The organism is Bacillus sp. AMCV2 (assembly GCF_056033925.1).
Map to the genome: position 1 here is coordinate 2,123,137 of NZ_JBVYIB010000002.1, position 26,793 is coordinate 2,149,929.

General features: G+C 43.1%; 35 protein-coding genes and 1 pseudogene. 10 read left to right on the plus strand and 26 right to left on the minus strand.

Going from position 1 to position 26,793, the window contains the following annotated elements; all coding sequences use genetic code 11:
• Positions 1-14 precede the first annotated feature (14 nt).
• Positions 15-926 carry a ring-cleaving dioxygenase gene (locus tag AC0OMA_RS10755; protein WP_474222113.1) on the minus strand — a complete coding sequence of 304 codons (912 nt, stop codon included), beginning with the start codon at positions 924-926 and terminating at the stop codon, positions 15-17.
• A gap of 183 nt (positions 927-1,109) precedes the next feature.
• Here AC0OMA_RS10755 and AC0OMA_RS10760 point away from each other — a divergent pair, with 183 nt between their 5' ends.
• Both AC0OMA_RS10760 and AC0OMA_RS10765 read left to right on the plus strand, forming a co-directional pair.
• Entirely contained in the window at positions 1,110-1,310 is a 201-nt protein-coding gene (locus AC0OMA_RS10760) for a DUF3311 domain-containing protein (protein ID WP_474222114.1), read from the plus strand.
• Positions 1,310-2,800 (plus strand): sodium:solute symporter family protein, encoded by a 1,491-nt coding sequence (locus tag AC0OMA_RS10765; protein ID WP_015383886.1) that lies wholly within the window; start codon positions 1,310-1,312, stop codon positions 2,798-2,800. Before AC0OMA_RS10760 ends, AC0OMA_RS10765 begins: the two co-directional genes overlap by 1 nt.
• 33 nt (positions 2,801-2,833) lie before the next feature.
• Here AC0OMA_RS10765 and ctpA read toward each other — a convergent pair whose 3' ends face one another.
• Positions 2,834-4,234, minus strand: a complete 1,401-nt coding sequence (gene ctpA, locus AC0OMA_RS10770; protein WP_015383887.1) for a carboxy-terminal processing protease CtpA — start codon at positions 4,232-4,234, stop codon at positions 2,834-2,836.
• A 152-nt stretch (positions 4,235-4,386) separates the two neighbouring features.
• On the opposite strand from ctpA, the gene AC0OMA_RS10775 reads away from it, so the two are divergent.
• Both AC0OMA_RS10775 and AC0OMA_RS10780 read left to right on the plus strand, forming a co-directional pair.
• Positions 4,387-5,088 carry a class I SAM-dependent methyltransferase gene (locus AC0OMA_RS10775; protein ID WP_015483344.1) on the plus strand — a complete coding sequence of 234 codons (702 nt, stop codon included), beginning with the start codon at positions 4,387-4,389 and terminating at the stop codon, positions 5,086-5,088.
• A gap of 87 nt (positions 5,089-5,175) precedes the next feature.
• Entirely contained in the window at positions 5,176-5,427 is a 252-nt protein-coding gene (locus AC0OMA_RS10780; RefSeq protein WP_014477099.1) for a hypothetical protein, read from the plus strand.
• Between the two features lie 70 nt (positions 5,428-5,497).
• Here the strand turns inward: AC0OMA_RS10780 and ldcB are convergent, their stop codons facing one another.
• A complete protein-coding gene (ldcB, locus tag AC0OMA_RS10785; protein WP_046340243.1) occupies positions 5,498-6,319 on the minus strand; it encodes an LD-carboxypeptidase LdcB in 822 nt (273 codons plus the stop codon).
• A gap of 82 nt (positions 6,320-6,401) precedes the next feature.
• A complete protein-coding gene (gene deoD, locus AC0OMA_RS10790; protein WP_003241589.1) occupies positions 6,402-7,103 on the minus strand; it encodes a purine-nucleoside phosphorylase in 702 nt (233 codons plus the stop codon).
• Positions 7,104-7,304: 201 nt separating this feature from the next.
• On the opposite strand from deoD, the gene AC0OMA_RS10795 reads away from it, so the two are divergent.
• Positions 7,305-7,430, plus strand: a complete 126-nt coding sequence (locus AC0OMA_RS10795; RefSeq protein ID WP_003231174.1) for a hypothetical protein — start codon at positions 7,305-7,307, stop codon at positions 7,428-7,430.
• A gap of 39 nt (positions 7,431-7,469) precedes the next feature.
• Here the strand turns inward: AC0OMA_RS10795 and yodL are convergent, their stop codons facing one another.
• The 3 genes from yodL to AC0OMA_RS10810 form a co-directional block, all read right to left on the minus strand.
• Entirely contained in the window at positions 7,470-7,784 is a 315-nt protein-coding gene (gene yodL, locus AC0OMA_RS10800) for a shape determination protein YodL (protein ID WP_004399431.1), read from the minus strand.
• Between the two features lie 60 nt (positions 7,785-7,844).
• Positions 7,845-8,456, minus strand: coding sequence for a phosphatidylglycerophosphatase PgpB (gene pgpB, locus AC0OMA_RS10805; protein WP_015483346.1), 612 nt, complete (start codon positions 8,454-8,456; stop codon positions 7,845-7,847).
• A 77-nt stretch (positions 8,457-8,533) separates the two neighbouring features.
• Positions 8,534-8,710 carry a YozD family protein gene (locus AC0OMA_RS10810; protein ID WP_003231166.1) on the minus strand — a complete coding sequence of 59 codons (177 nt, stop codon included), beginning with the start codon at positions 8,708-8,710 and terminating at the stop codon, positions 8,534-8,536.
• 118 nt (positions 8,711-8,828) lie between these two features.
• Here AC0OMA_RS10810 and AC0OMA_RS10815 point away from each other — a divergent pair, with 118 nt between their 5' ends.
• On the plus strand, positions 8,829-8,972 hold the full coding sequence (locus AC0OMA_RS10815; RefSeq protein WP_003231164.1) for a hypothetical protein: 144 nt from the start codon (positions 8,829-8,831) through the stop codon (positions 8,970-8,972).
• Here AC0OMA_RS10815 and AC0OMA_RS10820 read toward each other — a convergent pair.
• From AC0OMA_RS10820 to cgeC, 14 genes and pseudogenes are all read right to left on the minus strand, one after another.
• The gene (locus tag AC0OMA_RS10820) at positions 8,969-9,649 is read right to left on the minus strand and encodes a hypothetical protein (protein ID WP_014477102.1); all 681 of its coding nucleotides are present in this window, start codon (positions 9,647-9,649) and stop codon (positions 8,969-8,971) included. The genes AC0OMA_RS10815 and AC0OMA_RS10820 overlap by 4 nt on opposite strands.
• Positions 9,650-9,796: 147 nt before the next feature.
• Entirely contained in the window at positions 9,797-10,021 is a 225-nt protein-coding gene (locus AC0OMA_RS10825; protein ID WP_003231160.1) for a YozE family protein, read from the minus strand.
• An 86-nt stretch (positions 10,022-10,107) separates the two neighbouring features.
• Positions 10,108-10,386 carry a YokU family protein gene (locus AC0OMA_RS10830; protein WP_004399539.1) on the minus strand — a complete coding sequence of 93 codons (279 nt, stop codon included), beginning with the start codon at positions 10,384-10,386 and terminating at the stop codon, positions 10,108-10,110.
• The gene (gene kamA, locus AC0OMA_RS10835; RefSeq protein ID WP_047182756.1) at positions 10,383-11,798 is read right to left on the minus strand and encodes a lysine 2,3-aminomutase; all 1,416 of its coding nucleotides are present in this window, start codon (positions 11,796-11,798) and stop codon (positions 10,383-10,385) included. Before kamA ends, AC0OMA_RS10830 begins: the two co-directional genes overlap by 4 nt.
• Positions 11,799-11,826: 28 nt before the next feature.
• On the minus strand, positions 11,827-12,654 hold the full coding sequence (gene ablB, locus AC0OMA_RS10840) for a putative beta-lysine N-acetyltransferase (protein WP_174616710.1): 828 nt from the start codon (positions 12,652-12,654) through the stop codon (positions 11,827-11,829).
• Positions 12,632-13,942, minus strand: a complete 1,311-nt coding sequence (locus AC0OMA_RS10845; protein WP_080109043.1) for a peptidase — start codon at positions 13,940-13,942, stop codon at positions 12,632-12,634. Before AC0OMA_RS10845 ends, ablB begins: the two co-directional genes overlap by 23 nt.
• An 8-nt stretch (positions 13,943-13,950) precedes the next feature.
• Positions 13,951-14,604, minus strand: a complete 654-nt coding sequence (locus AC0OMA_RS10850) for a 3-oxoacid CoA-transferase subunit B (protein WP_047182758.1) — start codon at positions 14,602-14,604, stop codon at positions 13,951-13,953.
• Positions 14,589-15,278 carry a CoA transferase subunit A gene (locus AC0OMA_RS10855; RefSeq protein WP_063335188.1) on the minus strand — a complete coding sequence of 230 codons (690 nt, stop codon included), beginning with the start codon at positions 15,276-15,278 and terminating at the stop codon, positions 14,589-14,591. Before AC0OMA_RS10855 ends, AC0OMA_RS10850 begins: the two co-directional genes overlap by 16 nt.
• A gap of 6 nt (positions 15,279-15,284) precedes the next feature.
• Positions 15,285-16,619 (minus strand): aspartate aminotransferase family protein, encoded by a 1,335-nt coding sequence (locus tag AC0OMA_RS10860; RefSeq protein ID WP_474222115.1) that lies wholly within the window; start codon positions 16,617-16,619, stop codon positions 15,285-15,287.
• Positions 16,600-16,755, minus strand: coding sequence for a hypothetical protein (locus AC0OMA_RS10865; RefSeq protein WP_015483349.1), 156 nt, complete (start codon positions 16,753-16,755; stop codon positions 16,600-16,602). The genes AC0OMA_RS10860 and AC0OMA_RS10865 overlap by 20 nt, the downstream gene beginning before the upstream one ends.
• On the minus strand, positions 16,749-16,898 hold the full coding sequence (locus AC0OMA_RS10870) for a YjcZ family sporulation protein (protein ID WP_015251877.1): 150 nt from the start codon (positions 16,896-16,898) through the stop codon (positions 16,749-16,751). Before AC0OMA_RS10870 ends, AC0OMA_RS10865 begins: the two co-directional genes overlap by 7 nt.
• Before the next feature lie 43 nt (positions 16,899-16,941).
• The gene (cgeE, locus tag AC0OMA_RS10875) at positions 16,942-17,721 is read right to left on the minus strand and encodes a spore maturation N-acetyltransferase CgeE (protein ID WP_015383898.1); all 780 of its coding nucleotides are present in this window, start codon (positions 17,719-17,721) and stop codon (positions 16,942-16,944) included.
• A gap of 28 nt (positions 17,722-17,749) precedes the next feature.
• The gene (cgeD, locus tag AC0OMA_RS10880; RefSeq protein WP_015383899.1) at positions 17,750-19,030 is read right to left on the minus strand and encodes a spore maturation glycosyltransferase CgeD; all 1,281 of its coding nucleotides are present in this window, start codon (positions 19,028-19,030) and stop codon (positions 17,750-17,752) included.
• A gap of 64 nt (positions 19,031-19,094) precedes the next feature.
• Positions 19,095-19,376: pseudogene (cgeC, locus tag AC0OMA_RS10885) on the minus strand (spore maturation protein CgeC); the annotation flags it as partial.
• A 217-nt stretch (positions 19,377-19,593) separates the two neighbouring features.
• Between cgeC and cgeA the strand changes: the two are divergent.
• Both cgeA and cgeB read left to right on the plus strand, forming a co-directional pair.
• Complete coding sequence (gene cgeA / locus AC0OMA_RS10890) at positions 19,594-19,995, plus strand: spore crust protein CgeA (RefSeq protein ID WP_015383900.1); 402 nt, start codon at positions 19,594-19,596, stop codon at positions 19,993-19,995.
• Between the two features lie 6 nt (positions 19,996-20,001).
• Positions 20,002-20,955, plus strand: a complete 954-nt coding sequence (gene cgeB / locus AC0OMA_RS10895; RefSeq protein WP_041517905.1) for a spore maturation protein CgeB — start codon at positions 20,002-20,004, stop codon at positions 20,953-20,955.
• Between the two features lie 70 nt (positions 20,956-21,025).
• On the opposite strand, the gene AC0OMA_RS10900 is transcribed toward cgeB, so the two are convergent.
• Positions 21,026-22,174, minus strand: coding sequence for a phytase (locus AC0OMA_RS10900; protein ID WP_015483350.1), 1,149 nt, complete (start codon positions 22,172-22,174; stop codon positions 21,026-21,028).
• A gap of 368 nt (positions 22,175-22,542) precedes the next feature.
• On the opposite strand from AC0OMA_RS10900, the gene AC0OMA_RS10905 reads away from it, so the two are divergent.
• Positions 22,543-23,568 (plus strand): SDR family NAD(P)-dependent oxidoreductase, encoded by a 1,026-nt coding sequence (locus AC0OMA_RS10905; RefSeq protein WP_014477115.1) that lies wholly within the window; start codon positions 22,543-22,545, stop codon positions 23,566-23,568.
• A 43-nt stretch (positions 23,569-23,611) separates the two neighbouring features.
• Here the strand turns inward: AC0OMA_RS10905 and msrB are convergent, their stop codons facing one another.
• Complete coding sequence (msrB, locus tag AC0OMA_RS10910) at positions 23,612-24,046, minus strand: peptide-methionine (R)-S-oxide reductase MsrB (RefSeq protein ID WP_014480061.1); 435 nt, start codon at positions 24,044-24,046, stop codon at positions 23,612-23,614.
• Positions 24,047-24,577: a peptide-methionine (S)-S-oxide reductase MsrA gene (msrA, locus tag AC0OMA_RS10915; RefSeq protein WP_015251869.1), complete on the minus strand. Its 531-nt coding sequence runs from the start codon at positions 24,575-24,577 to the stop codon at positions 24,047-24,049. It lies immediately after the preceding gene.
• 135 nt (positions 24,578-24,712) lie between these two features.
• Between msrA and AC0OMA_RS10920 the strand changes: the two genes are divergently transcribed.
• On the plus strand, positions 24,713-25,138 hold the full coding sequence (locus tag AC0OMA_RS10920; RefSeq protein WP_004398634.1) for a MarR family transcriptional regulator: 426 nt from the start codon (positions 24,713-24,715) through the stop codon (positions 25,136-25,138).
• Between the two features lie 49 nt (positions 25,139-25,187).
• On the opposite strand, the gene AC0OMA_RS10925 is transcribed toward AC0OMA_RS10920, so the two are convergent.
• Positions 25,188-26,525 carry an MATE family efflux transporter gene (locus AC0OMA_RS10925; protein ID WP_181219646.1) on the minus strand — a complete coding sequence of 446 codons (1,338 nt, stop codon included), beginning with the start codon at positions 26,523-26,525 and terminating at the stop codon, positions 25,188-25,190.
• 71 nt (positions 26,526-26,596) lie between these two features.
• Complete coding sequence (gene ypmT, locus AC0OMA_RS10930) at positions 26,597-26,791, minus strand: protein YpmT (RefSeq protein ID WP_003230808.1); 195 nt, start codon at positions 26,789-26,791, stop codon at positions 26,597-26,599.
• Positions 26,792-26,793: the final 2 nt, after the last annotated feature.

A 26,793-nucleotide genomic window follows, 5' to 3' on the forward strand; every position in this document is an offset into this window, starting at 1 on the left:
ATAAATTCCCCCTTTTAAAGTTCAGGTAAAATGTCTGTAATTTGTTGTCTATGTTTCTCCAGCCATTCAGGCAGTTTTAAGGAAGTCCCTAGCTCAGCAAACGTTTCATCTGTCATAAAGCCCGGTTCATCTGTGGCAATTTCAAATAAGATACCGCCTTTCTCCCTGAAATAAACTGATGTAAAGTATTCCCTGTCGAGAATTTCTGACGAAGGCAGATGGTTTTCAGCAATAATCGGCAGCCATTTCGCCTGTTCCTTTTTCTTTGTCCGAAACGCTACATGGTGTACCGTACCATATCCTCCGACTCCTCTTTTTTCAGGATGTAAATGGACATCAATGACACCGCCGACGGCCGCTGAGGATGCCAGTCTGACAATCTGGTCTTCTTCGGCCACTTTGGTGTATCCAAAGCTTTCCGTTAACAATTGTATGGTCGCCTGCGGGTCGTAGGAATATAGCAGCACACCTTTCATTCCCGTAATTGCTTCATTTGTTGTGATCCCGTCAGGCGTCCACTCGCTTTTGCCGCTTTTCGCATCCTCCATGATCGCCAGCGGAAGGTCTTCTGTATCATCAAAAATAAGACCTTTTTCACCAAACAACGTTTTTTCCTCTAGGCTCAGCCCGCTTTTCTCAAGACGCCCCTTCCAAAAAGACAGGGAGCCTGAGGGAACTGAAAAGTACACCCGGCCCGCTTGGCCTTTTCCTACCGTTCCCTGTCCGCTTCCTTGGAACGGAAAAAAGGTCATTATTGTACCGGGATCTCCGTTTTGATTCCCAAAGTAAAAATGATACGTTCCGGGATCATCAAAGTTTACTGTTTTTTTAACAAGCCTGAGTCCAAGCACTTCTGTATAAAATCGCAAGTTTTCTTGCGGATCTCTGGCGAATGCTGTGACATGGTGCAATCCTTCTGTTTTCATTTTCTCACTCCTATTTATCTCGATTTCAAGATATTTATTATTTTAAACCTTTATTCAAAAGGATGCAAACCATGTGTTTTGATTAAATAATTGAAAAAATCATTTTTTTCTAATAATTATCTTGTGATCTTTTCTTACAACTGCTATTATAGTGAGCATTATCATGTTTCAGGAGGAAAGTAAATGGTTAAAAAAGCACTTATTGTTATTCTCATTCTTTTGCCATTCGTTCAGCTCGCGCTTTTGCCGCTTGTGAATCGAATAGAACCGATTATATTCGGCCTGCCGTTTTTCCACTTTTGGCTGCTGCTGTGGATTATTGTTACGCCGTTATGCTCGTTTGGCACTTATCAGATGCAAAAAAAAGATGGAGGACTTGAATAATGCAAGGGAATCTGACTGCACTTCTCATTACTTCTATTATTGTTTTAACCGTTGTCTGTATCGGCTTTCTCGCCGGAAGAGACAAATCCTCGCGCACTTCTGTGGAAGAATGGTCTGTCGGCGGCAGACGCTTCGGCGGTCTTCTCGTCTGGTTTTTAGTAGGCGCTGACCTTTATACGGCCTATACTTTCTTAGGGTTGACCAGTACTGCTTTTACAGGCGGAAGTGTTGCATTTTTCGCCATTCCTTATTCTGTGTTGGCCTACTTTATCGCCTACTTCTTCTTACCAAAACTTTGGAAAGTTGCGAAAATTCATAAATTAACAACACTCGCGGATTATGCCCGGGAACGTTTTAACAGTAAGCTTTTGGCAAGCCTCGTTGCCATCGTTGGGGTACTCATGCTTATTCCGTACATATGCCTTCAGCTGAGCGGCATTCAAGACACGCTTCAGGTTGCCGGTACCGGATATATTAACGTAAAATTCGTTGTGATCATTTCATTTATTCTTGTTGCTCTTTACACATTCTTCAGCGGGATTAAAGGGCCTACATATACAGCCATCATTAAGGACATTTTAGTATGGGTCATTATGCTGTTTATGGTGGTGTCCCTCCCTCTCATTCATTTTAACGGCTGGACACCGATGATTGACACGTTAGTGAAGGAAGCGCCTCAAATGCTGACGATACCGGCAGAAGGGCCAAAAGGCATTCCTTGGTTTATCACAGCATCTATTGTTTCCGCTCTGGCACTTTTTATGTGGGCACATGCCGCTACAGGTGTTTTCACGGCGAAAAGCGCTGATGCAGTAAGAAAAAACAGCATGTTTTTGCCGCTTTATAATATCGTGTTAATTTTGGTTATTTTTCTTGGCTTTATCGCCTTTCTTGTCCTGCCGGAAGATACAAATCCAAGGCTGGCGCTGCTGCATTTGATTCAAACATCTTACGGCGGCGTGGCACAAGGTTTTGCATATGCCACTATCGCTCTTGCTTCATTAATACCTTGTTCCATTATGGCAATCGGCGCATCGAATTTATTCGCCAACAACCTATACCGGGATTTGATTCATCCGAATGTGTCGCAAAGCAAGCTGACCCTCGTCACACGTTCAATGGTCTTTGTTGTCATCGGTCTTGCGCTGCTGTTTGGAATGCTGTTCCCGACTGCCTTAGTGACACTCCAGCTATTAGGTGTATCCGGTATGGTGCAAATCTTCCCTGCGATCGCTGTCAGCCTGTTCTGGAAAAACCAAACGAAAGAAGCGACAGTTATCGGATTATTAGTCGGCCTAGCGGTTACGTTTATTGTGTATACCACTCAATCCGCACATGGCATTTATGAAGGATTCTGGGGATTGGCCGCCAACATGATCGCTGTGGTGATCCTGAATCCGCTGTTCGTTAAAAACGCGGGATCCAATCCTGTCATTGAAGGTTTATTTGGCAAAAAACAAGACGCTAATCCAAATCAAAAGGGTGCATAAAAAAACCATACGCGGCAGCCGCGTATGGTTTTTTTACATTTCTTTTTTCAGTGTTTCAATTGCCTTTTCCATTTGCGTATCATTATCAGACAGCTTCTTTTGAAGTTCTATCATTAATTTCGTTGTTGTATCGCCAGTCAGTATGCCTGTTTCTTTCAGCTTCTCTTTTTTCTGGAACTGTTTGACGACAGATACAAAGTCCTGGTCATACGTACTGTTAATCTTTACCTTGTAACCAAGTGCTTTGAGCATTTTCTGAGCCACTTTGACGTTTGTGCCTGTATCACCTGATTTGTACGTTTTATCTGCGTCCAAATACGGCAGCTTCGCGTAATCAGGCAGCTCTGCTTTCACTTGAGGCTTGATGCCTTTTTTGTGAATCCATTCGCCGTCAGCAGTCAGCCATTTGGCAACTGTCAGTTTGACGGTAGAGCCATCATCATATTCTTTTGCCGTTTGTACTGTACCTTTGCCGAATGTCGTCTCGCCGATTAACGGTACGTTTGACGATTCATGAAGGGCAGCGGCCATAATTTCGGCTGCGCTTGCTGTACCGTCATTTACTAAAACGACGGTCGGCTTGGTCACTTTCCGTTCTTTTTCGGCCTTCATGACTTCTTTTGAACCGTTTTTGTATTCAACCTGCATGATGTTTTTCCCTTTATCAATGAACAGGTTGCTCATCGTAATCGCCTGTTCCATTAAGCCGCCCGGGTTGCCTCTCAAGTCTAAAATATAGCCTTTGGCGCCTTTTTTCTCTAAACTGTCAATCGCATCTGTCAGCTCTTTAGCTGTTGTTTCAGAGAAAGAAGTGATTTGAATTTCTCCGATGTTGTTGTCTTTCATCTCTGAATAGACAGTCTCTACAGGAATGGTATCGCGCTTAATGGAAAAATCGATATTCCCCACTCCCGCTCTGTTCAGTTCAAGCTTCACCTTTGTGCCCTTTTTGCCTCGGATTAAAGCGACGGCTTCATTTACATTCATGCCTTTTACGCTTTTTCCATTCACCTTAATGATTTGGTCCCTCGGTTTGATACCGGCTTTTTCAGCAGGTGAACCTTTAATTGGGGATACAATAAGGATTTCTCCGTCTTTCTCCTCTACTTGGGCTCCGATTCCTTCAAAAGATGCTGAAATCGTCTCGTCGAATGATTTCGCTTGCTCTTGATCCATATATGTAGAATACGGATCATCCAGTGATTGAATCATTCCTTTAATTGCTCCGTCTACTAATTTGTCATCATCTGTTTTTTGGTAATAATCACTTTTGATTTGCTCATACGCTTTATTTAATTTGTCGAACTTGCTGTCTCCTGTGCTTGCTGATTTTTGGCCCAGGATACTGGAATTGCCCGTAATAAATAAAGTAAGCGCCGAAGCGACAACTGCAGTGATCAGCACAATAAAAAACAGTTTTAATTGCCGTTTCAATTAAACACCACCTTTTTCTTCTTACATTATTATCATGGACGAATTCTTATTCGTCAACTCGGAGCAGAAATGAAAGAGAAACGCCCTTCTTTTGCTTTTCATAAACCTATGTCTTTATACGACATATGATAAGGAAAAAGGAGGATTCGATATTGAGCCGATATTTAGAAATGCTGTCCTTATTCGGTGTCGCAGGGGCGCACCCAGGCGGGCTGGCTTTTTCAAAAGCGGTCTTGCAAAAGGCTGCGCCCTCCCCGGATCAGCCGATTCTTGATGCCGGATGCGGAACAGGGCAAACGGCGGCTTATTTAGGACATTTGCTGTATCCTGTAACAGTCGTTGATAAAGATCCTATTATGCTTGAGAAAGCGAAAAAAAGATTTGCGAATGAAGGGCTTGCCATCCCTGCATATCAGGCGGAGCTGGAACATCTCCCGTTTTCTTCTGAGTCCTTTTCCTGCGTCCTGTCAGAATCGGTCCTCAGTTTTTCACGACTGACATCCTCTCTTCAAGAAATTTCAAGAGTTTTAAAACCCGTCGGGATGCTGATTGGTATCGAAGCTGCTTTAAAAAAACCGATGCCCCCTGCAGAAAAGAAGCAAATGATGGATTTTTACGGATTTACTTGCTTACATGAAGAAAGCGAATGGCATAAACTCCTAAGATCCTATGGCTTTCAAAAAACAGAAGCGATGACACTTCTTCCGGAAGACATGGAATTTGAACCAACCACAGAAATGGATTTATCGCAAACGATTGATCCCATCTATTACGATACGCTTCAAACACATTATCAGCTCATGCAGTTATATAGTGAGTACATGGGTCATTGTATTTTTATCGCGTACAAGTAAAACGGCGTATCGCCCCCTGTTTTCGTCCAACCTTTTTTTCCTATCTATCATATGCTGATAGAAAGTCAGGATAGGAGGGGAACAATATTGGAGAGATATTATCATCTTTGCAAAAACCATCAAGGTAAAGTCGTCAGAATTACAGAGAGAGGCGGGAGAGTTCACGTCGGCAGAATTACCCGTGTAACAAGAGACAGAGTTTTTATAGCTCCGACCGGCGGAGGGCCAAGAGGTTTCGGTTACGGATATTGGGGCGGTTATTGGGGATACGGAGCAGCTTACGGTATTTCCCTCGGTTTAATTACAGGGGTCGCTCTTGCTGGTTTATTCTTCTGGTAAGCATAGAACAAATGCTAGATTCACCAGACACAATAAAGCCCGCTTATCTAGTATAAGCGGGCTTTTCATTTTAAATTTTCTTCACTTTTTCAAAGTACTCTTCAAGCGTTAAATCATTATCTTGGATGACCTTTGCGGCTTTTTTGCCTACATAGCGCAGATGCCATGGCTCATATTCATATTTCGTGATATCTTCTTTATTTTTCGGATAGCGAATGATAAAGCCATATTTATAAGCATTGTCCTGCACCCATTTCCCGTCTGCCGTGCTTCCGAACGCTTCATTTAGCTCAAAGCCATTGCTCCGGCTCGAAATGTCCATCGCAAGGCCTGTTTGATGCTCGCTTTCACCCGGGTAAGCGACCGCTTCCTTTGCCTTCTTTTCCCCTTTTAGGCTTACTTCATTGTCAAAAATGACTTTCTGTCTGTCATACGAACGGTACCCTGAGACAGCTGCCAGTTCATAGCCTTCCTTTTTGGCAGCATCGAACATTGTTTTTAATGCGTCGGCCGCTTCTTTTCTGATGTAACGTTTTTGAATCTTTTCTTCAAAAGAAAACTCTACATCAGGTATGACAAGATCGCTAGGTTCATAGTTTCCGGGCAGTGCATATTGTTTATTGACAAGCGCGAGTACATTTTCTGGATTTTGAATGGTTTCCAGACCATCGACTTTTTTAATATCATTGAAATACTGGCTTTCCAATGAAAACTCACTGTTTTGAGTGTTTGATTTTTTGCTGTCAGCTGTTTTTTGTTCTGTTTGCTTTGTTTCTGCTGTGGTTTTCGTATCCTTTTGAGCATCACCGTTCGACATGCTGCAGCCGGCTCCGACTATTGCCGTTACACTCAGAGCGGCAGCCAGTGAGAACCATTTACCGGACTTTTTCATATTACATTACCTTCCTTTTATCAATCGTTTCCGCATTCATAAAGAAGAGGCTGCCGGCACCCAGCACGCCTCTTGATATATTTTATTGTGATACGGAATGTAAAGCCACTTCTATCATATCATGAAATGTCGTTTGACGCTCTTCCGCTGTCGTTTCTTCTCCTGTTAATACGTGATCACTCACGGTGAGAATTGACAGGGCTTTTCTTCCGTGCTTCGCTGCTAATGTATACAATGCAGTTGTTTCCATTTCAACGCCAAGCACACCGTATTTTGCAAGTTTTTCAATTTGCGAATCGTCGTTGTAGAACTGGTCAGCTGTAAATACGCTTCCTACAGTCACCGGCACACCTTTATCCTTTGCGGCATCATAGGCATTTTTTAAAAGTTCGAAATCTGCGCAAGGCGCAAAATCAATGCTTCCAAAAGCGACTCTGTTCATTTGTGAATCAGTTGAGGAGGTCATCGCCAAAATGACGTCTCGCACTTTGACATCTTTTCGAATAGCGCCGCAAGAACCGACTCTTATTAGATTTTGCACATCGTAGCTTTGAATTAATTCATTCACATAAATTGAAATAGACGGAACGCCCATTCCCGTGCCTTGTACTGAGATTTTTTTACCTTTATATGTACCCGTAAATCCATACATGCCTCTGACTTCATTGTAGCATTCTACATTTTCAAGATACGTTTCTGCAATAAATTTTGCTCTGAGAGGATCTCCCGGCAAAAGCACTGTATCCGCAATTTGTCCTTTTTCAGCACCTATATGTACACTCATCTCATATCCTCCTGTAAATCTAAATTATCATCCAGCCCGTCCATTTTACAACGAATGTCATGATGAAACAAACTTCAGCATTGATTATAAAGGAATATGTCGAAAAAAGAAATGTTCGAGGATCTGTTAGGCACTTCCTCAGAAAAACGGATAATCGGGGTGTTAATTTGAAAACCTAACCGCAGGAAGGAGGGGTGGGACATGGGTAAAAAACATCGCAACCGGATCACCGGCCAAAAAAAGAACAATCATATACCTGAAAAAGATATCATTGCAGCTGAAGAAGCACACGGGAAAGAATATTCTGCTGCCAAACGCAAGCCTTAAAACTGCAGAAAACTGCGGGTTTCCGCAGTTTTCTTTTCATTATGTCGTTTGTACAATCAGACGATTGATTTTCCTCCAGCCGGCGGGAAGCAGTTGATAGTATGTTTTCCCTTTTCTGCCTTCATCAATCAAGATCACGTCCCCTGTGGCCATGAATCTTGCATCATAATCACTCGGAACAGTGTCGAATACATTAAACAAAGAGAATGCTCTTTTCAGCACGTCTTGATGATCGCTCCCGTTCAGTTCAGTTCGATAGACGGCTCTGTAGCCCTTTTTTTCGCCAAACCGGGGTGTCTGAAATATTGTCACGTCATAGGAACAAGACTTCTTTTTAAACACGGATAACATCATCAAGATCCCCTCCCTTTTATTTCTTTAACATATTGGCGTTTTTGCTGTGTTTTCCTCTCTCTATTTTTGTCGAAACCGCTTAATCTTTTCGTCAAAACCTTTTACTAGGAAAAACAGAAGCAAGCCGAGGCTAAAGCCTCCTAACACATCTGTCACAAAATGAACCCCCAGATACACTCTGCTTATGCCGACTAAAACAGTAATTACACCGGCTATGATATATACCATTTTTTTATGCTTGGACAAAAACGGGAGATGTTTCACTAAAAAGTAAGCAATAACAGGATAGACACAAGCAGCATTCATGGAATGGCCGCTCGGAAAACTGAAGGATGATTCATGAACCAGCGGTGCAAAATCAGGCCTCACTCTTTCGATCCATTCTTTTAAGACTTTGTTTAACAGCCGATCTGTGCCGAATACTAAGAGCATCAACAGGCCGTCCCATGTTTTTCTGTAGAAAAACAGGCCTGCTCCAATGATGACAATTAGAGGGAGCAGAAAAGAAGAAGCACCAAGATGCGTGATCCCCGTCATGACTTCATTAAGCCATGGCTGACGGATCAAAACAGCTGCCCTGCTTATTGCTTCATCTGCAGATTGAACAGCATTTGTATGAATGGCCGCAGCTAGAATGAGAAAGAAAAGAAACAAACTAACGGGCTTGTACAATTTCAACCACCTCAATTTTTTCAAAAGTCATAGAACATGAATAATAAAACCGGAGCTGACCGCTCCGGTTTTAAGCCTCACTCATCTTCATCCAGCTCTTCATCTATCATACATTTTTCTATCAAATAATCAAAGGTAATATCAGCGATTTCAAACAGCTCATCCTCACTCGGTATGTAGCCCCGTCTTGCAAGCTCTCTGTAAAAAAATTCAGCGATTTCTTCCGTATCAATCACAAGATCTATTTCTTTCATCTCCGTACCGCCTCCTTTTTTATGTTTTATGAAAAAACAGGCTGAATTATACCCGGTGTTCTAAACAATTCTTTCAGTCATATATTGAATAAAAAACGAGCCATGGGAGGCTGACGCTATGATTGCTAAAATGATGGAAGCACTGGACGGAGAAAGATTTGATATCATAATGGAAAAAACGCTCAAAGGAATGACGCGTGTGATGATTTGGGGCTGTCTGCCATATTTTTTATATGTCTTGATCCGTATGTTCACAAACTAACTGAAATGCTCTTTTAAACTTTCCAAAACAAACATCATCATGTCTTTATATTCTTCATCCTGAAACATTTCGTACAGAATTTTGTAGTCATTATAAATATCCAGAAGCTCATCAACAATTGACACAGCAAGGATGTGAAGGGTATCTTGATCTTCATCATCGCCTTCAAACTGAAGAAGAGCAGACGATGCGATATCTTCGCCGATCTCATGGCCAGTTTCTCCGACATAATGGACAAACAACAGCTGATGCACAAACTGGTCCATTTCATATTTTCTAAGCACCAGCGTGAGATCCTCTTCCTCCGTTTCAAGCCACTCTCCATCCTTTAAACGGGTCAGCTCATAAATGATATCTTCCCAGCCATCTTCTAAATATCTCCAAATTTCTGTTCTATGGCCGATAATGCGAAAGAGTTCTTTTCCATAGTCTTTTACATAAACAACGTCCCCAATAAGGAATTCATACTCAATATCAAGCTTCTCCATGTCGACAATGACACCCTCATAATCTTTATAAAGCTGAATAGATGATTCAAAGTATAAAACTTCGTTATGATTGACTTCATAAAGATAGTGTTTATCAATTTGGTGTACTTTTGTGATGGTGCCGACTGTTCCATACATAATGACGACTACGATATCCCCTACTTGGAATTTCGGTTTATTTTGCTTCATGGTGTCTCCCCCTCGCCGCAACATTTCTCATACGCTATCGTATGCCGGGTGAAGCCAATTCGCATGGGCATGAAAACCAAAGGAAATATCCAATTATGGCATGGGAGACATAAAAAAATCCGCAGTGATCTGCGGATGAAACAGCTATTATCTGCCGTGCACTTCAGACTCGTATTGATCCCAAGCTTCATCAAACGTCGCCATCGTGTGAAGGTAATCAGCATTCAGCTCCAAATATGAACTGATTTCATGATAATCGGTTGATGTTTTTGGAAAGCTGTGATCCTCATACGCCTGATTGGCAAATTCACTGATGCTGTCCTTCGGCTTAGGGTGTCTGTATTTCAATAAATAGTGATAAAAGGATTTCATGGGTTTCCCCTCCTGGTGTCTGTCTTTTGTTGTTCTATTATACAGTTCAAGTGTAAAATTACAACAAAAGAATACTGAAACATGACTCAGGAGAAGTCAAAATAGTTGCGTTTCAAAATTCTTTCTGTCTCCATGAGCTGTTGATATGTCAGGCTTTCAGGTAGTTTTTTTGTTTGAATTAAAAGCAGCTGATCCTCAATCTCCTTAACCGTGTTTTCCTCTTGATAAGTCATACCGCAGGAAGAACATACCATGGCAGGGGTGTCTGTCAGTTCTATAGCCCTCGTTCCATCAGGGAGCTCCCAGTACACCGTGTTCCTGCCGGGCACCGCTTCAAGCTCGCCGCACCACTCGCATGTTTTCATGAAGAATCCCCTCCGCATTCAGTCTCTTTCTGTTTTTTCTGCTGCGCCAAAAATTTCTTTTCTTTAAGCTGATCTCTTTTCTCACGCCGATCTTTTAATGTTTCATGCTCCGGATTTGCGATGTATGCCTCTCTCCTTTTGATTCTGTCTACATTTTCAGGTGTAAACGAAACTTCTTTGTCAGCAAAAATGGCACTCAGCCCGATCGGCTCCTTTTTGTCAGCGGTTTCAGGGAAAACAGACTCAAAATAGGCGTCTGCCTGATTGGGGATATAATTCTCTGGTTCCGGATATGACGTAATCACACCTTCAAAATTTCTTAAGATCACTTTGTCAGGACTTTGTGACAGTACATAGTTTGGCTGCAGGGCGATTTTACCGCCGCCGCCTGGTGCGTCAACGACAAAGGTAGGAACCGCATAGCCTGAGGTATGACCTCTCAGCCCTTCAATGATCTCTAAACCTTTGGAAACAGGAGCTCTGAAATGCCCGATTCCCTCTGACAGATCACATTGGTAAATATAATAAGGACGGACTCTGATTTTTACCAAGTCATGCATGAGCTTTTTCATAATTGGAACCGAATCATTAATACCTGCTAATACGACAGCCTGATTTCCGACCGGCACTCCCGCGTTCACCAGCTTTTCACATGCCTCAACGGATTCTTCTGTCATTTCGATGCTTGTGTTAAAATGGGTGTTCAGCCAGACCGGATGATATTTTTTCAATATCTCGCACAGATGATCGGTAATGCGCTGTGGAAAGACGACGGGCGCTCTTGTTCCGATTCTGATGACTTCCAGATGCGGAATGCTGCGCAGCTCTTTTAAAATATATTCTAAAATTTGGTCGTTGATGAGCAGCCCATCACCGCCTGAAATTAAACAATCGCGGATTTCGGGTGTTTCCCGGATATAAGCAATTGCAGCATCAAGCTGTTTTTTGGGGACGCCCATTCCGATTTGTCCGGAAAAGCGCCTTCTTGTGCAGTAGCGGCAGTACATGGAACATTGATTCGTGACAAGAAACAGCACACGGTCGGGATAGCGGTGTGTCAGACCGGGTACCGGTGAATCTTCATCCTCATGAAGCGGGTCTTCCAGATCGTATTTTGTTTTGTGCATTTCTTCAGAAAGCGGCACAGACTGCATGCGTACCGGGCATCTCGGATTATCGGGGTCCATTAAAGAAGCATAGTAAGGTGTAATATTTAAGGGGATCGTTTTGGTAGAAATTCTGACGCCTTCCTCTTCATCCGCGGTCAGGTTGATGACTTTCTTTAAATCATCTAACGTTCTTACAGTATGTGTAAGCTGCCAAAGCCAATCGTTCCATTTCTCTTCCGGAACGTCCTTCCATAACTCGATCTCCTTCCAATGCCGTTTCGGTTTATACCATTTGTTTTTCAAACGAACTCCTCCTCGCGCATATTTTGACTTACAGTTGCTTGCACCAAATATTCATGTTTTCAAGGCCTTCGGCTATAAAGCAATTATTGATCAGCCTTCCACCATACTGATAACCTGAATGGTACAACACAGCATTCATCCCAAAAGACGAAGCACGGGCGAGAGAAAATACATGAAAGATATCCTTTCCAGCCATTTCTTTTTCTAACGCCTCGATTAAAAAGCTTGTTAACGAATGGCCGCGATATTCCGGCAGCACAGCGCAATCGGTTATTTCTGCATGCCCAAGCTCTGGATTGATTTCTGCGCTTGCTGCGCTGATCAGGCGGTCATGATCAAGCATGATATAATACACCGTATTTGCATTCATCGTCTTTTCAATATAAGCGGGGTCAAATACCGGGGTTGGGTACGTGCGGAATACTTTTTTATACAGCATCGATAGCTGGTACATGTCGTTTGTTTCTGCTTTTCTCATCGTAAAAACGGGTGTATTGTCGTTGCGAAGACGGGGCGCTGTGCGATATATGGCTTCGATGATCTCCTGTTCCTCTGTATAAGAATCTGTTTGTCTCCGGCTTTCTGAAAGGTAACGTACCATGACACAAGCCGAATAGCCGAGATAATAGCCCTTTAGATAGCCCTCCGGCGCAAATAATTGTTTGGCAAGGATCAGCTCATCATGCTGCTTCGCATAGACAATGATTTTTTCTGCATTCTCTTCTTTTGCCGCTGCCACGATATCCGGCAGGGCCTTCTCAATGGCTCCGTCATAACGGACCACTCTGATTCGTTTATTAAAGCCGTCATGGTCCAAAACTGCTGTGACACCGCTACTCTTTATTGACTTGAGCATCCGCATCCTCCCCATCTGTATGAAGCCCGCACCAATCCATGACAAAAAGTGCAATAATTTTAGCAGATTCTATCATGGCTTCAACCTCAATGTATTCATTGGCCTGATGAGCCGTTTTTGTTTCCCCCGGCCCGAAAACGATTACTGGTGTATCTCCTGCATGGTACAAAAGCCCCCCATCCGTTCCCCACGGAGAAGCCTCAATAATCGGCTCTGTCTGTTTCATTTTTTGATAGGCTGATTGCAGCACAGAAATTAAAGGGTGATTATCAGGTAAATCATTCGGCAGCCATTGAGCCCCAAACCATTCGACTTGTACGGGATGGCGTTTAAACCATTCGTCATGGTATTCTAAATCCTTCAGCCAGTTTTCCAATTCAAGTTTTACAGCTTCTGGTTTCTCATGGGGAGCAATTCCGCATCTCCCTTCTATGACGACACGGTCTGCAACTGAAGATGGCCAGGCACCGCCCGAGATGGTGCCGATATTCACCGGTACCGGTATTGGGATATTGTCATACAGCGGATCTGAAATTCTCGCATTGCGGACTTTCTCCAGCTCTTGTATCGCTGTGATAACGTGCATGCTTTTTTCAATCGCGCTTACCCCTTCGTAGCGTGTGCCCCCATGTGCGGATAATCCCTTCACAGTGATCCGAAACCACATCGAACCCTGCTGCTTAATAAATAGTTTCATATTCGTCGGTTCAGGAATCAGCGCCCCGTCAGCACGATAGCCTCTCATGATGGCGGACAGTGTACCGGCGCCGCCGCACTCTTCATCTACAACACTCTGAAACAATACATCTCCCTTCAGTTTGACATCGCAGGCGTGCAGGGCTTCTAAAGCAAAAAGAAGGGCTGTATTGCCTCCCTTCATATCCGTTGAGCCGCGGCCGTATATTTTACCGTTTTCTTCGACAGCTTGATACGGTTCATACTTCCAATCCTTTACGCTTCCTTCAGGCACAACATCGATATGGCCGTTCAAAATCAGGGACCTGCCTCCGCCGGCTCCCGTTTTTTTAGCCACGATATTCGGGCTCTCATGAAAATCGGATCGGTTAGATTTAAAGTAGGGATGCTGTTTTAATTGCTTTATGCTTGGCTCCCATACATCAATGTCCATATGAAATTGCCGCAGCTTTTCAAGCACAACAGCTTGGGCGTTAAACTCTGACCCCAATGTGCTTTTTTCCCCAATCAGCCTTTTGAGAAGACGAATGGCTTTGGCCGAATGCTGATCAAGCCACCCGATTACTTTTCTTTCAATGTCTTGCATCCTCATTCCCCCTTTTAAGAAAAAGGCATATCTATTTTGATTTCAGCTTCTGTCAGCCTCGTCACCTCATCAATTGTCGAGCCATTCATCAGCTCTTTTAAAATGAAGTGATGGCTATCGACCTCAAGAACCGCTTTTTCGGTAATAATCAAATCTACACAGCCTGCAGCAGTTAATGGCAGCGTACATCTTTCTGTTAATTTAGGCCTTCCCTTTTGATCTGTATGACTCATGACGACAACCACTTTTTTCGCTTTTTGGGCAAGCTCCATCGCCCCGCCCATACCAGGCACCTTTTTTCCCGGAACAAGCCAATTTGCCAAATCTCCTGATTGGCTCACCTGCAGGGCGCCTAAAATCGTAATGTCAATTTTGCCTTTTCTGATCATCGCAAAAGACATGGTTGTATCAAAATAAGACGCCCCTTTTACAGCGCGGACAGGATATCCCGCAGCGTTGCATAAATGCGCATCCTCTTCTCCGTTTTCGGGACTTTCTCCAATGCCAAGGACACCGTTTTCCGCTTGAAACATGACCTGCATGTCAGGCGGCAAAAAGTTCGGTACCAAGGATGGGATACCGATACCGAGATTCACAATCATGCCCTGCTTAATTTCAGTAGCAGCCCGTTTTGCAATCTGTTCTCTTTCTGCTACTCCCAAGCCCATTTCCACTTCACTCCCTCGCTTCGTACAACCCCCTCAACAAAAACCCCCGGTGTGACAATCATTTCTTCAGAAATCTCACCTTTCGGAACGATACGCTCAGCTTCGGCAAAGGTTCTCCTGGCGGCCATTGCCATAAGCGGATTCATATTGCGCGCGGTTTTGTCATACGTTAGATTGCCGAATTCATCTGCAATGTAAGCATTGATGAAAGCAAAATCAGCCGTCAACGCCTCTTCAATCAAGTATCGTTTTCCCGCCACTGTTACGATGTCCTTTTTTTCGCAAACCATTGGATTATCAATGCCCACATCGGTTAAAATACCGCCAAGCCCCGCTCCGCCGGCGCGAATCCGTTCCGCAAGCGTTCCCTGAGGTGAAAATTGAACCTCTAACGTCCCCTCTGTCATCTGTTTTCCGGCTACAGGATTGGAACCGATATGCGAGGCGATCAGGGTTTTGACCCGTTGATTAACAATAAGCGGGCCGATCCCGATATCCGGGAAACCGGCGTCATTGCAAATCACAGTTAAATCCGTTACACCGCTGTCCAATATCGCTTCAATCAATGAAGGAGGCGACCCGACTCCCCCAAAACCGCCAAACATCAGAACCGATCCATCCCGAACATCTGCAATTGCTGTGTCAATGCTGATTGCTTTTTGAAATGGCGCCATTAAATGTCAATCCTTTTTTAAGTTTTTTTCGACCGCTGCAACTGTTTCTGAAAAAATAGAGATAAGCTCTTCCATTTCACCGTCTGAAATGGTAAAAGGAGGAGCAATAATGACAGCATCTCCTTCTCCACTGTCTATTCCAGCTTTGGAAGGATAAACAATCAGCCCGCGTTTTTTCGCCTCGCTGACAATAAGCTGGGTTACCGCCTGCTCTGGCGGAAACACTTTCTTCGTTTTTTGGTCTGTCACAAATTCAATGCCTAATAGCAGTCCTTTTCCGCGCACATCACCTATAATGCCGCTTTGAGATGCCGCCTCATCAAGCTTTTTCTTCAGCACAGCGCCCTTTTTTTCTGATTGTTTGATCAAGCCGTGCTTTAACACATATCGCAAAACTTCAAGAGCAGCTTTGGCTGAATAGGGATGTGCACTATATGTGTGACCGCTCATAATCACACCTGACCCTTGTTTTATCGTTTCAATAATAGAATCAGATACGACGGCAGCTGCAATAGGCGCATACCCCGCACCGAGTCCCTTCCCCAGTACAGCAATATCAGGTACGGTGTCCCAATGCTCTGTCGCGAGCATCCTTCCTGTTCTCCCAAGCCCCGTCATCACTTCATCTGCAATAAAAAGCACATCGTGTGTGCGGCATACCTCACTTAATCTCTCATAATATCCCGGAGGCGGAGTAATCGCTGCTCCTGCAGCACCAATAATAGGCTCAGCCACAAAGCCGGCGATGAATTGGCTTCCGATTCTTTTGATCATAGTGTCCAGTTCATCAGCTGCAGTCTGAACAAAGTCTTCTTCCGTCTCATGATTCAGCCGATAAATATGTGGAGCTGAGATAGCTGGATACCGCTCAATGAGATGGGTGAACCGGTATCTCCTTTCATAAAAACCAGACAATGAAAGCGCTCCCAAAGTTATTCCGTGGTAACTGCTCCATCGAGACAAAAAGATGGATTTTTGTGGTTGCTTTTTTTCCTGCCAATACTGAATGGCGATTTTCATAGCTGTTTCTATCGCTTCTGATCCGCTGTTGACAAAAAAAGACCAATTCACGTCTCCAGGCAGCTCCTGTGCCAAGAGAGCGGCTAATTGCTCGGCGGGCTCACTCGTAAACTGTGAGCGGTAAGCAAAAGACACCTGATCAAGCTGTTCTTTCAGCTTCTCAGTCACATCACGAACTCCGTGGCCGATATTACATGTCACCGCACCTGACGAGCCGTCGAGATATTTTTTTCCGGTCTGATCATAAACATATGAACCCTTCGCATAACTGACAACCGGATAGGCCGAGCTAAGCTCTGGCTTAATCAAATAACTGCTCATGCTCCCACCTCAAAACCTCTTTTACCATATTGTATGAGTGTCCAAATGGCGGCATGACGTTCCCCGCAAAAACTTTTTCACATAAAAAGAGCCTTCCTAATAGGGAAGGCTCTTTTGGAATTTCAGCATCTAGCAAATAAAAGCGGCTCCAACAATAATTAATAAAATGAACAAGACAACAATTAACACAAATGTATTTGTCCCGCAGCCAAATCCGTAACCGTACCCAGAGTATCCATACATACTGTTTTCATCCTTTCTTATCACGATATACGGCATTTTATGCGGGCCAAGTCCCAAATGGTTTGTGCAAACGCCTATTTCATGTAAGGAAATAATGAAATACAGTATGCACCCGCTCATATTTTTTAAACGTCAGCTTTTCGTAAAACTGAGTTGCACCGTCAGTGCTTGCAGCCACTAAGTAGGCTGCTTCCATTCCTAGTGATTTGGCGATGGACAGCATTTCTTTCACTAAGATACTGCCGTAGCCCTTCCTTTGAAACTGATCTAAAATTGCCACTTCTTCGATTTTAGCCGTTTTCTCTTGATGATCGATAAACAGCTCGCCGCACCCAATGGGAACTTTCTGTGCCTGGTCGCTGTAACAAACAACAAGAATGATTATACCTGCTTCATAGAAAGGATATTTTCTTTTTAATTTTTGTTCAGCGATTGCTTCTCCAATATAAATGGAATCGTAAATTTTCATAATAGAAGATCCGTCGCTAAGACTTTTCGCCGTCCCCCATGCGGTTAAAGGATGTCCCATCTGCCCCTTCCAGTCACTAAGCTTCATGTCATATAGTAGCTCATCCTCGACGACAAAACCGCTTTTTACAAGCGACTGCTTCAAACCGAGCGGAAAAACATGCTGCGGCGACGCTTTTAAATGGAGATAATTCGCATCAAGCAGCTTTGGTACGGAGGGTAAAAAGTTAAGTAACCGCTCCAATGGAAACGTATCATGGAGCTGAACAAAGTTATGAGAAAAAATTTGCGGAAGCTGCGGATCTCTGTATACGCTGTAATGATCAAACGATGCCGATTCAGACGTTAACAATATATATTGATGTTCCGTTTTTGAATAATGTCCTGTCATGAACGTCTCCTTTTTATGACCTATACCTTTACTCTGTTGCAATATTCAATTTCTTTATAATCTCATCGTACACCGGATAAAACGGCTTTCCAATTGGAAATTGCTGAATATTTCGGAAAGAAGCGGAGATTGGCTTCTGATGTAAAAAAAACTTCCTTGTTACTTGTTCACTAATCGGGTGAAAGACGCCGTTTAGAAACAAAAACGGCTCGCGTTCGATGAAAAACAGACGTCGGCCAGGCGGATTTTTGATCAATTCAGATCGTTTCCACGTAATCGGCGGCCCTTCCGGAAGCGTCTCCATCTCTTCTTTTCCAATTGTCACTATGTCTTTTCTTTGAAATTGATAAAATTGCAACGCATACTGGTCCACAATTCGCCTTTTTTTTCCGGCCTCGATATAAAATATTGCAGGATGGTCAGCTTCCTTTACTAAAATATAATTCGGAATGTTTAAAATTTTGCCAATCCTATATTGGAATAAATATGGGTCTGGAACAGCGACAGTCCGATTTAGATACAAAAAACCCCACTTTTCTCCAACAGGATGCCTTACACCCTGATCAAAAAAATACACATTTTGATCTGAACCTTTTACAAAAGAGCCGTCAATCAAATCGGCGGGCAGAAACCGATATGCATTTTGAAATGAATCTGGGGTTTTATAGGTTGTGTCTAATACTTCATTTATCGGCAGAAATGGGGTAAAGTTGTTGAGTCTCGCCCAAAAAATTGCGTCGCCATGATTCCAATGCTTCATATCATCATCCCAATATCCTCCAAATTTATGGTGGATGAGATTAAGTAACGAACGGCGATGCATGACGGAGCAATGATCAACTTGAAAAGCGGCCTGATCAAGCACTGCATTGGCATTTCTGTAGAAATGTGAGATTTCCTCTCCCCTTTCGTTTACATGTACAACTTTTTGTTTTGAAAAGACCGCCTGCGCTTCAGGCTTATGTGAAAACTCTTGCACCATACGGCTCAGCCGCTCAGGATGATAAACAGTGTCGTCAGTAAGATAGGAAATGTAATCGCCGTCTGTAAATGGGAGCGCACTGTTAATTAATGTGGCATAACGGGCTGTTTTTAATCGATCTGCAGGATGCACGAAACTGTTATGGTATTGAATGCGCCGGTCATGGAGATACTTGTGAATCACCGCAGTTGTTTCTGCATTCGAATGATCATCCATGATAAAAAGCTCCCAAAGATCATGCGTTTGCTGTATCACGCTTTCGATCGCTTTTTGCAAATAATCGGGTTTGTTGTAACTTGTTAAAATAATAGACACTTTCTCTCCCATCTATACCGCCTCCCGCCGTCAAACATAAAAACGGCTCCGCAGCAAGCAGAGCCTCTGGCATCATTTAAAAAGCACCCCAGCTTACAACACTTGAGAGTGAAACATGAGATCTCGTGTTATTTAACGGGTTTTGGAAAATAACCAAATCAGTCAGAACTTCTTTTACGATGACATTTTGAAGTGTATCTCCGTTGATCAAATTGACTTTTGAAACCGGTACGCCCAGCTCTTTTGCAAAAACAAGCTGGCGTCTGAGGTCAGATGGATTTCCTTCAGAAGACGATTGACGTATCAGCAGAATCAGCAAAAGCAAAATAAAATGCAGTTCATCTTGGTTTTCTTCTCGACTCTAAATCCAAATCATCCCTCTCCCTTATCCTTATCTCTGTTTCACAATATGTGCGACTTCGATTTATGGTATAGGCTATGTCCACTCCATTAAAAAATCAGCATTTTCCTTAAATAGATGAAAAATAGATCAGGTACGGCGTTCGACTCATACCAAATAACAGCCGGAAGAATATGATTAACGTGAGTTCACTATCGAATAGGAGGTGTGTGTAATGAGCTCTAAAAATGCACAGTTAAAAAAGGATTTAATTAAAGCCGTTTTAAGCCCTTTATTTCCAACTGCAACAGAAGGAGGAGAAAACATGGATAGTAATCTTAAAGACTTGCTTGAAGCTGCCATCGATCAAAGAGTAGATGAAAGTGAGACGGTTACGGCAGAATCTCTTTTAGACCCTTCCCTTCCGGCAAGATGGATTTTTGCCAGAGTTACGCCAGGCACGACAATCAGCATTGTAACCGATTCGGGAGACATGATCGGGCCGGTTGTCTTCGTTGCTTTCGATCAGGTTCACGGGATCGTATTTGTAACACAGGAAAGCTCCGTCACTCCAGCAGGCCAAGCTACAACATTAATTGATGTAGACAAAGTAGAAAGCGTTACGTTCTTTTCATAACATCCGATGAAAGTGTTGTATATCCAGTCGGGATACGGAGGAATATATTGTTATTTTAATCGCTGGGCTGAAGAATGTTTTCGGAACACTCATACAGAGTATATGTCTGCAGATACACTTGAAGCAGAAACTTTGGTGAAGATCGAAACGTTTCAGCCGGACTTCGCACTCTTGATGGTTGGAGACCGCGTTCCTCACGACTGGCTGACCTGGTTAAAGGGTAAGGGTATCCCCGTATATGTTTGGCTGACCGAAGACCCATTTTATATGGATATCAGCCTACAGGTAATCAAGCTCGCTGACGCCATATTAACGATTGAACAAAATGCCGCTCTCTATTATCAAGGGCTCGGCTACCAGCACGTCTATTATGTTCCGATACCAGTTAATCATCGGCTGTTTAAAAAAATGGGCACCGAACATTCCTATCATTCAAATCTGTTAATCATCGGCTACCCTTACCCTAATCGGGTTCAGCTTATGAAAGAAGCGGTCCATCTGCCATTCACGGTTCGGGTAATCGGCAAGGAATGGAGAAAATATCTGCCTAAAAAAGTGCTCAAACAGCCGCATATTGATATCGTCAGCACATGGGTTCCACCCGAACAGGCCGTTCATTATTATAATGGGGCAGACATCGTAATTAATGCGCATCGTCCCTATCATTTTGCTTTCAACCAAAATACTATGCGCATCAAAAATGCCAGTTTTAATAACCGAACGTTTGATATCGCTGCATGCGAAGCATTTCAATTAACAGATTTACCCGCGGCGCATCCTTTTTCATCCTTTATTTCTTATCACGGCATGAACGACTTTAAGGAAAAAGCCGCTTTCTATATCAACCACCCTGAAGAACGGCAAAAAGCTGCAGCAGCCAATTATAAAGAGACCGTACCCGCATTTACGTTTGATGAGCTTCCTGCAAAACTAAAAGCGATTCATCTGGCGCTTTCTTGAAAAATCGTTCATTGCTATGAACGATTTTTTTATTCATAGAAAAAAGCAGCTGTACAAGCTGCTTTCTATTCTAGCCGTCAGAACGGTCTTTCAGCTTCCTCGGATTTACCTGTTTATGAAGATCAGGCATTTCGCCGAGATGCTGTGCAATTTGTTCCCACGATACAATTTTGAAATTTTGATTGACGGCTTGTCCGTTATCGATATTTTCGCCGTCCTGCGCCACAAAAATCCCGTACGGATATTTTGGGCCAAGTCCGAAACCGAGAACATCAATACCATCCGTGTCACTAGTACCGTCTATCTTCTCGCCATCTGTAATCTCAAAGTTGGCTACATAGCGATTTTTCCCCTGCCGTTCATACATTGCATAGCTGTTATTTCCTTGACTTGAAGCCATGAGATATCCTTTGCCATTTGGTGCATAATAGATTGTCAGTCCTTCAATATCAGCTGTCAAATGATCTCCTGTCGCACGGTCAACAACCTGCCCCTTTGACCCTCCGCCGGGCTCAGCGTTAAATTTCCAGATGGCCTCATCTTCCTCTGCTATGTATAGGTTCCCATACTCATCATCCGCAACAAGGCCTTCGGTCTGAGAATTCAACTTAAATTCACGCACCTTTTTCCCTGTTACATAACCCTTTCCACCATCAACAATTTCATACTGCTCAAATTCCCCTTGTTTGCCTGTCACTAATGCGTAAAATGCTCCTGTTTTCTGGCTGTGATACAGGCCGAATCCATAAACCTCAGAAATATTGGTGGAAATAGGATGTTTCGGATCTGTAATGCTTTTCAATTTTCCTTTATCCCCGTCTATTGCATATACTTCAATTGTGTTTTTTCCTTCGGACCGGTTGGATGCGGCAGCAATATCAATTTTTTCGCCGTTCAATGGAAAATCATAGCGCAGATCGACATTATTGAGCTTGCCAAACTCATAAGAATGAAGCTGTTTTCCGTCTAAATCATACACGACGAGCCCTGACTTCTTATTTGTCGTAATCAACTTGCTTTTTTCCGGGTGTTTTTCATGAACCCAAATGGCCGGGTCATCTGCTGCGTCATCGCCAGATGCGACCGGATCTGTCTCCGTGTGTGCAGTCACTTTGAAATGATGTTCCTCATTCACATAATGAGCCGACACCGAGGTTGCTGTCAGGCTAAGCAATAAACCCGCGGCAGTGCTTAGCAGCATTGTTTTTGAAACCTTCATTTGGTACCCTCCTCTTTTATCACTATCACTACTATTGTAAAATATATACAGGTGATTACCGTGAGGAAAATGAACCTTTTTTTATAGGGTTTCTGACTCAAACAACTTTTCCCCAAAGTGGTACGTGAGATGGACTTTGTCAGGTTTGCTTTTGAGGAGCGAAATAAAAATATGTTGAATATTTAGTACATTGTTTATTTAGTTTTGTTGTTCCCTAGTTACGTCCGTTTTTCCATTTTCTATTAAAAAAGAACACTTTGTGACATGATCATTCCCCTAAATTTTGTTTTATTGGTTGCTTTCATTAATTCGATTACAAAGTTGAACATATGATGCATGGTAGAGAAACGAGAGTTGGAGGATAAGCCATGCCTAAACAGCAAACAGCAGAACTAAAACCATTTTTCCATAACAAAACAGTTTTAGTCACTGGCGGAACGGGTTCAATCGGGAGTCAAATTGTCAAACGCCTTTTGCTGCTTACACCTAAACAGGTGATTGTATTCAGCAAAGACGACAGTAAACAGTATGTCATGAGCCAAAAGTATGCGGAGGATAAGCGGCTATTATTTGTACTCGGAGATGTACGCGATCACAGAAGGGTGAATCAGGTGATGAAAGGCGTCGATATCGTCTTTCACGCGGCTGCGCTGAAACAGGTTCCGACATGTGAGGACCATCCATTTGAAGCGATCCAGACCAATCTCATCGGCGGACAAAATGTGGTGGAAGCTGCCCTTTCACACCGAGTGCAGCATGTCATTAATATCAGTACAGATAAAGCTGTATCTCCTGTGAACACAATGGGTGCCACCAAGCTGTTATCTGAAAAGCTGTTTCATCAAGCAAACCGCCACGTCCAAAACAAAGGAACCTTGTTTTGTTCGGTCCGCTTTGGAAATGTTCTCGGTTCCAGAGGTTCGGTCATCCCCATATTATTTGAACAGATGATGGAGGGTGAACCTCTGACCATCACAGACAAAAACATGACCAGATTTTTCATGTCAATAGACGATGCAGCTACATTAACATTACAATCGGCTGCTATTACAAAAGGCGGAGAAACTTTTATTTTCAAAATGGAATCACTGAAACTTGAAGAACTGATTCATGGGTTTGAAGAATATGCATCGCAGCACGGGCTCCCGCGGCCGGCTGCAGTAGAAGTGGGCAAGCGTCCAGGTGAAAAGCTTCACGAAGAATTAACATCTCCACATGAAATTGAATCACTGTATGAATGGGGCAACCTTTATGCGATCCTTCCAGAGCCGGAAAAACATCCTGACTTTCGCAAAGTCAATCTGCCTGGGTATCAATCAGATCAAGCCCCGCTCATTACGAAAGAAAGAATTGCTCAGATTATTGAAGAATTGCATCAAGAGAAAAAGGCATAAAAACAAGCCTGTCTATCCATTAGGCAGGCCTGTTTTTAACACTTTATTTATTAAAGAGATGCAGATAGCTTTCGTATCCTTCTTCTTTTAGCTTATGCTTCGGAACAAACCGCAGCGCTGCTGAATTTATGCAGTAACGAAGTCCGTTTGGCCCCGGTCCGTCATTAAATACGTGGCCAAGATGAGAATCAGCAGTTCGGCTTCTTACTTCTGTGCGAATCATGCCGTGGCTCGTGTCCAGTTTTTCTTCCACTTCTTCTTCTTCAATCGGCTTTGTAAAGCTTGGCCAGCCGCAGTGGGAATCAAATTTATCTTTGGATGTAAACAATGGCTTGCCTGACACAATGTCTACATACAACCCTTCTTCCTTATGATCCCAATATTCATTTTGAAACGGCGGCTCCGTGCCGTTATTTTGCGTTACTTCATATTGCATGCGATTTAATGATTTTATTTTTTCTTCTTTATTGTACGCCATTTATTTAGCCCCCCAATGCTCGCTGATAAATCCCGCTCGTCCGGAACCTGTCCGGTAGCGCTGATAATGTGCTGGATTCTTTTTATAAAAATGCTGATGGTAGCCTTCCGCTTCATAGAAAGGTTCAGCTTTTAAAATGTCCGTTACAATCGGATCTTTAAAGATGCCGCTTTCCGCCAGACGTTGCTTGGAAGCTTCCGCAAGCTCCTTTTGTTTATCATTATGATAAAAAATGGCTGCGCGATAGGAGCTGCCGCGATCAGCAAACTGCCCCCCGGCATCTGTCGGATCGATTTGCTGCCAAAATAATTCAAGCAGTTTTTCATAAGGGAATACATCAGGATTAAACGTGATTTGAACGGCTTCACGATGTCCCGTCGTTTCACTGCACACCTCTTCATACGTAGGGTTTTCAGTATGGCCGCCTGTATACCCGGACACCACTTTTTCAATTCCCGGCTGTTCGTCAAAAGGTTTAACCATACACCAAAAACAGCCTCCTGCAAATGTGGCGATTTCTTTTTTTTTCAGACATACTGGTGCCTCCTTTGTTAATACGTGGTATTATTATATTATAGCATGTAAAAATAGAATGAAAATGATTCTGCTTTTCAATAAAATCTATAGGTTTTAAGCAATATGCTTATGTAATGGAGGTTCACAAATTTGAAAGTAAGAACACAGATGATGTACGATATGGAAACTTTACTCCGTAAAGTCTTTAAACAAATACGCAATGAAATCAATGAAATTTTAGATAAAGAGCTGTCGCGGAATGAATTCACCATTCTTCGGATCCTCAGTGAACAAGGGCCTAAAAAAGTCACTGAATTTGCGCCTATTTTAGAGGTATCGGCAAGCCACATTACGGCTGTGACCGATGCGCTGGTAGAAAAGGAATGGATTACGAGAATCAGATCGAAGGAAGACAGACGCATCATCCGCATTCATATCACTGAAGCGGGCGAAAAAGTCCTTCAGCACTTTAACGAGAAAAAAACGGAATATTTCTTTAAACGCTTTGACTGCTACACTGATGCTGAACTTGCCACGTTAATCGAGCTCTTCAGCAAACTTGATAAAAAACGGTAAAAAAAAGCACATACCGATATATAGGTATGTGCTTTTCGCAGTGCTTCACTTATTTTTCAGTAAACAGCTTCATTGCTTTCCAGCGGCCATATCTATAATACAAAAATGCCGCGCAGCTGCTAAATAAAAAACTCATTCCGATTCCAAGCCCGATTCCTTTTTGTCCAAGCCAAGCTGAAAATAGAGCTGTGAAAGGATATCTCAACACCCAAAACGAGATCAAATTTAATACCAGAACCTGCAGCATCGCTCCCGCTGCCCTGACGATTCCGTTCAGCACAAAATTAATCCCAATAAAAGGGTAGAAAAATGCGATCCACTTCAAATATTGTTCACCAAATACGACCGCATCAGGCTCACTGATAAATAACCTAATGAGATATTTACCAAATACCCAAATCATAACCGCAATCACCAGCATGCAGGAAATAACAGCCATCACACCCAGCCTTGCAATTGTTCCCACTCTTTTTTCGTTTCCGATTCCAATATTTTGCCCTGCCATACTGTTGACGGCCGTACCGGCAGCCATTGCTGGAAGCGTGATGATGCTATCAAGCCGCTGCACCGCGCCAAAGCCTGATACCACGTGATCCCCGTATGAGTTGACAACACTCATAATCGCCATCATACCGCCTGTAATCACCATCATCTGCAGACCTGCCGGAATCCCGAGTTTCAAAATCAGCGCGGACTCTTCCCACTTGGGCATTCTCGGAATCGAGAATGGCACAAGCTTGTGTTTGATGACATAAAACAACCCATACAGAAACGCAATGCCCTGTGACAAAATCGTTGAATAAGCTGCTCCCGCTATTCCCATGCGGAACACAGAAATAAAGAGCGGCGCAAGCACTGTATTCAGTACAACAGCAAACGCAATAAACCGGAGAGGTGTCTTGCTGTCGCCCAGCGCACGAAGCACAGTACTGATAAAGTTATAACCAAACAAAAATAAAATGCCGATAAATTGAATCTGTAAATACGCCTCAGCAAGCGGTATCATTGACTCCGGCGTTTTTAGAAGACGCAGCAAAAGCTCTGAGAGAAAAAAACCGGCCGCGCCGAATCCAATGCTTAGGCCTGTTAATAAAACAACAAAAGCGTTAATATACGACGCCATTCCTTTTACATCATCTTTTCCTTTTTGCTGAGATAAAATTGTTAACGTCGCATTGTTAAGGCCCAAAATAAAAGACAGCACGGTCAAAACAATCGTGCTTGATACCGCGGCTGCCCCAAGGGCTTTTGCCCCCAGTAAATTGCCAATCCACAAGCTGTCTATAAATTGAAAGGAAACCTGCAATGCGTTTCCGAGCATAATAGGCATTGAAAACAGTACAAGCTGTTTCAGCACGTTCCCCTGTGTAAAATCGTATGCTTTCATCTTTTCTCCTTGTGTTCTCAAATTTTCTTCGGACCGCACGAAAAAAGAGACGTTGTTTCATGTCTCTTTTTTCATGACTTATCGGTTTTTTTTCGGTCTCGCATACCGAATGTAAACACCATCACACTTAGGAACAAGGCACAATAGGAAACATTCAAATACATTTGATCCATGTCTTCAGCGGCCAGATGATGATAAGCAAGCCAGCCGAAGTACAGGGAAAATGTAAAGGATAATAAACTGAAATACTGGTAAATCCGTTTCATTT

Excerpts from the sequence above, each read along its gene's own strand:
- AC0OMA_RS10815 (WP_003231164.1), top strand. The coding sequence starts at position 8,829 with ATGATTGCTAAAATGATGGAAGCACTGGACGGAGAAAGATTTGATATC.
- AC0OMA_RS10820 (WP_014477102.1), bottom strand. The coding sequence starts at position 9,649 with ATGAAGCAAAATAAACCGAAATTCCAAGTAGGGGATATCGTAGTCGTC.
- AC0OMA_RS10765 (WP_015383886.1), top strand. The coding sequence starts at position 1,310 with ATGCAAGGGAATCTGACTGCACTTCTCATTACTTCTATTATTGTTTTA.
- AC0OMA_RS10870 (WP_015251877.1), bottom strand. The coding sequence starts at position 16,898 with ATGCCGTATATCGTGATAAGAAAGGATGAAAACAGTATGTATGGATAC.
- AC0OMA_RS10845 (WP_080109043.1), bottom strand. The coding sequence starts at position 13,942 with ATGAGGATGCAAGACATTGAAAGAAAAGTAATCGGGTGGCTTGATCAG.
- ldcB (WP_046340243.1), bottom strand. The coding sequence starts at position 6,319 with ATGAAAAAGTCCGGTAAATGGTTCTCACTGGCTGCCGCTCTGAGTGTA.
- AC0OMA_RS10755 (WP_474222113.1), bottom strand. The coding sequence starts at position 926 with ATGAAAACAGAAGGATTGCACCATGTCACAGCATTCGCCAGAGATCCG.
- AC0OMA_RS10925 (WP_181219646.1), bottom strand. The coding sequence starts at position 26,525 with ATGAAAGCATACGATTTTACACAGGGGAACGTGCTGAAACAGCTTGTA.
- AC0OMA_RS10795 (WP_003231174.1), top strand. The coding sequence starts at position 7,305 with ATGGGTAAAAAACATCGCAACCGGATCACCGGCCAAAAAAAGAACAAT.
- AC0OMA_RS10855 (WP_063335188.1), bottom strand. The coding sequence starts at position 15,278 with ATGGCGCCATTTCAAAAAGCAATCAGCATTGACACAGCAATTGCAGAT.
- cgeB (WP_041517905.1), top strand. The coding sequence starts at position 20,002 with ATGAAAGTGTTGTATATCCAGTCGGGATACGGAGGAATATATTGTTAT.
- AC0OMA_RS10850 (WP_047182758.1), bottom strand. The coding sequence starts at position 14,604 with ATGGGCTTGGGAGTAGCAGAAAGAGAACAGATTGCAAAACGGGCTGCT.
- AC0OMA_RS10825 (WP_003231160.1), bottom strand. The coding sequence starts at position 10,021 with ATGAAATCCTTTTATCACTATTTATTGAAATACAGACACCCTAAGCCG.
- AC0OMA_RS10830 (WP_004399539.1), bottom strand. The coding sequence starts at position 10,386 with ATGAAAACATGCGAGTGGTGCGGCGAGCTTGAAGCGGTGCCCGGCAGG.
- yodL (WP_004399431.1), bottom strand. The coding sequence starts at position 7,784 with ATGATGTTATCCGTGTTTAAAAAGAAGTCTTGTTCCTATGACGTGACA.
- AC0OMA_RS10810 (WP_003231166.1), bottom strand. The coding sequence starts at position 8,710 with ATGAAAGAAATAGATCTTGTGATTGATACGGAAGAAATCGCTGAATTT.
- cgeA (WP_015383900.1), top strand. The coding sequence starts at position 19,594 with ATGAGCTCTAAAAATGCACAGTTAAAAAAGGATTTAATTAAAGCCGTT.
- msrB (WP_014480061.1), bottom strand. The coding sequence starts at position 24,046 with ATGGCGTACAATAAAGAAGAAAAAATAAAATCATTAAATCGCATGCAA.
- ypmT (WP_003230808.1), bottom strand. The coding sequence starts at position 26,791 with ATGAAACGGATTTACCAGTATTTCAGTTTATTATCCTTTACATTTTCC.
- deoD (WP_003241589.1), bottom strand. The coding sequence starts at position 7,103 with ATGAGTGTACATATAGGTGCTGAAAAAGGACAAATTGCGGATACAGTG.
- AC0OMA_RS10900 (WP_015483350.1), bottom strand. The coding sequence starts at position 22,174 with ATGAAGGTTTCAAAAACAATGCTGCTAAGCACTGCCGCGGGTTTATTG.
- ablB (WP_174616710.1), bottom strand. The coding sequence starts at position 12,654 with ATGCTCAAGTCAATAAAGAGTAGCGGTGTCACAGCAGTTTTGGACCAT.
- AC0OMA_RS10760 (WP_474222114.1), top strand. The coding sequence starts at position 1,110 with ATGGTTAAAAAAGCACTTATTGTTATTCTCATTCTTTTGCCATTCGTT.
- AC0OMA_RS10905 (WP_014477115.1), top strand. The coding sequence starts at position 22,543 with ATGCCTAAACAGCAAACAGCAGAACTAAAACCATTTTTCCATAACAAA.
- cgeD (WP_015383899.1), bottom strand. The coding sequence starts at position 19,030 with ATGGGAGAGAAAGTGTCTATTATTTTAACAAGTTACAACAAACCCGAT.
- AC0OMA_RS10860 (WP_474222115.1), bottom strand. The coding sequence starts at position 16,619 with ATGAGCAGTTATTTGATTAAGCCAGAGCTTAGCTCGGCCTATCCGGTT.
- cgeE (WP_015383898.1), bottom strand. The coding sequence starts at position 17,721 with ATGACAGGACATTATTCAAAAACGGAACATCAATATATATTGTTAACG.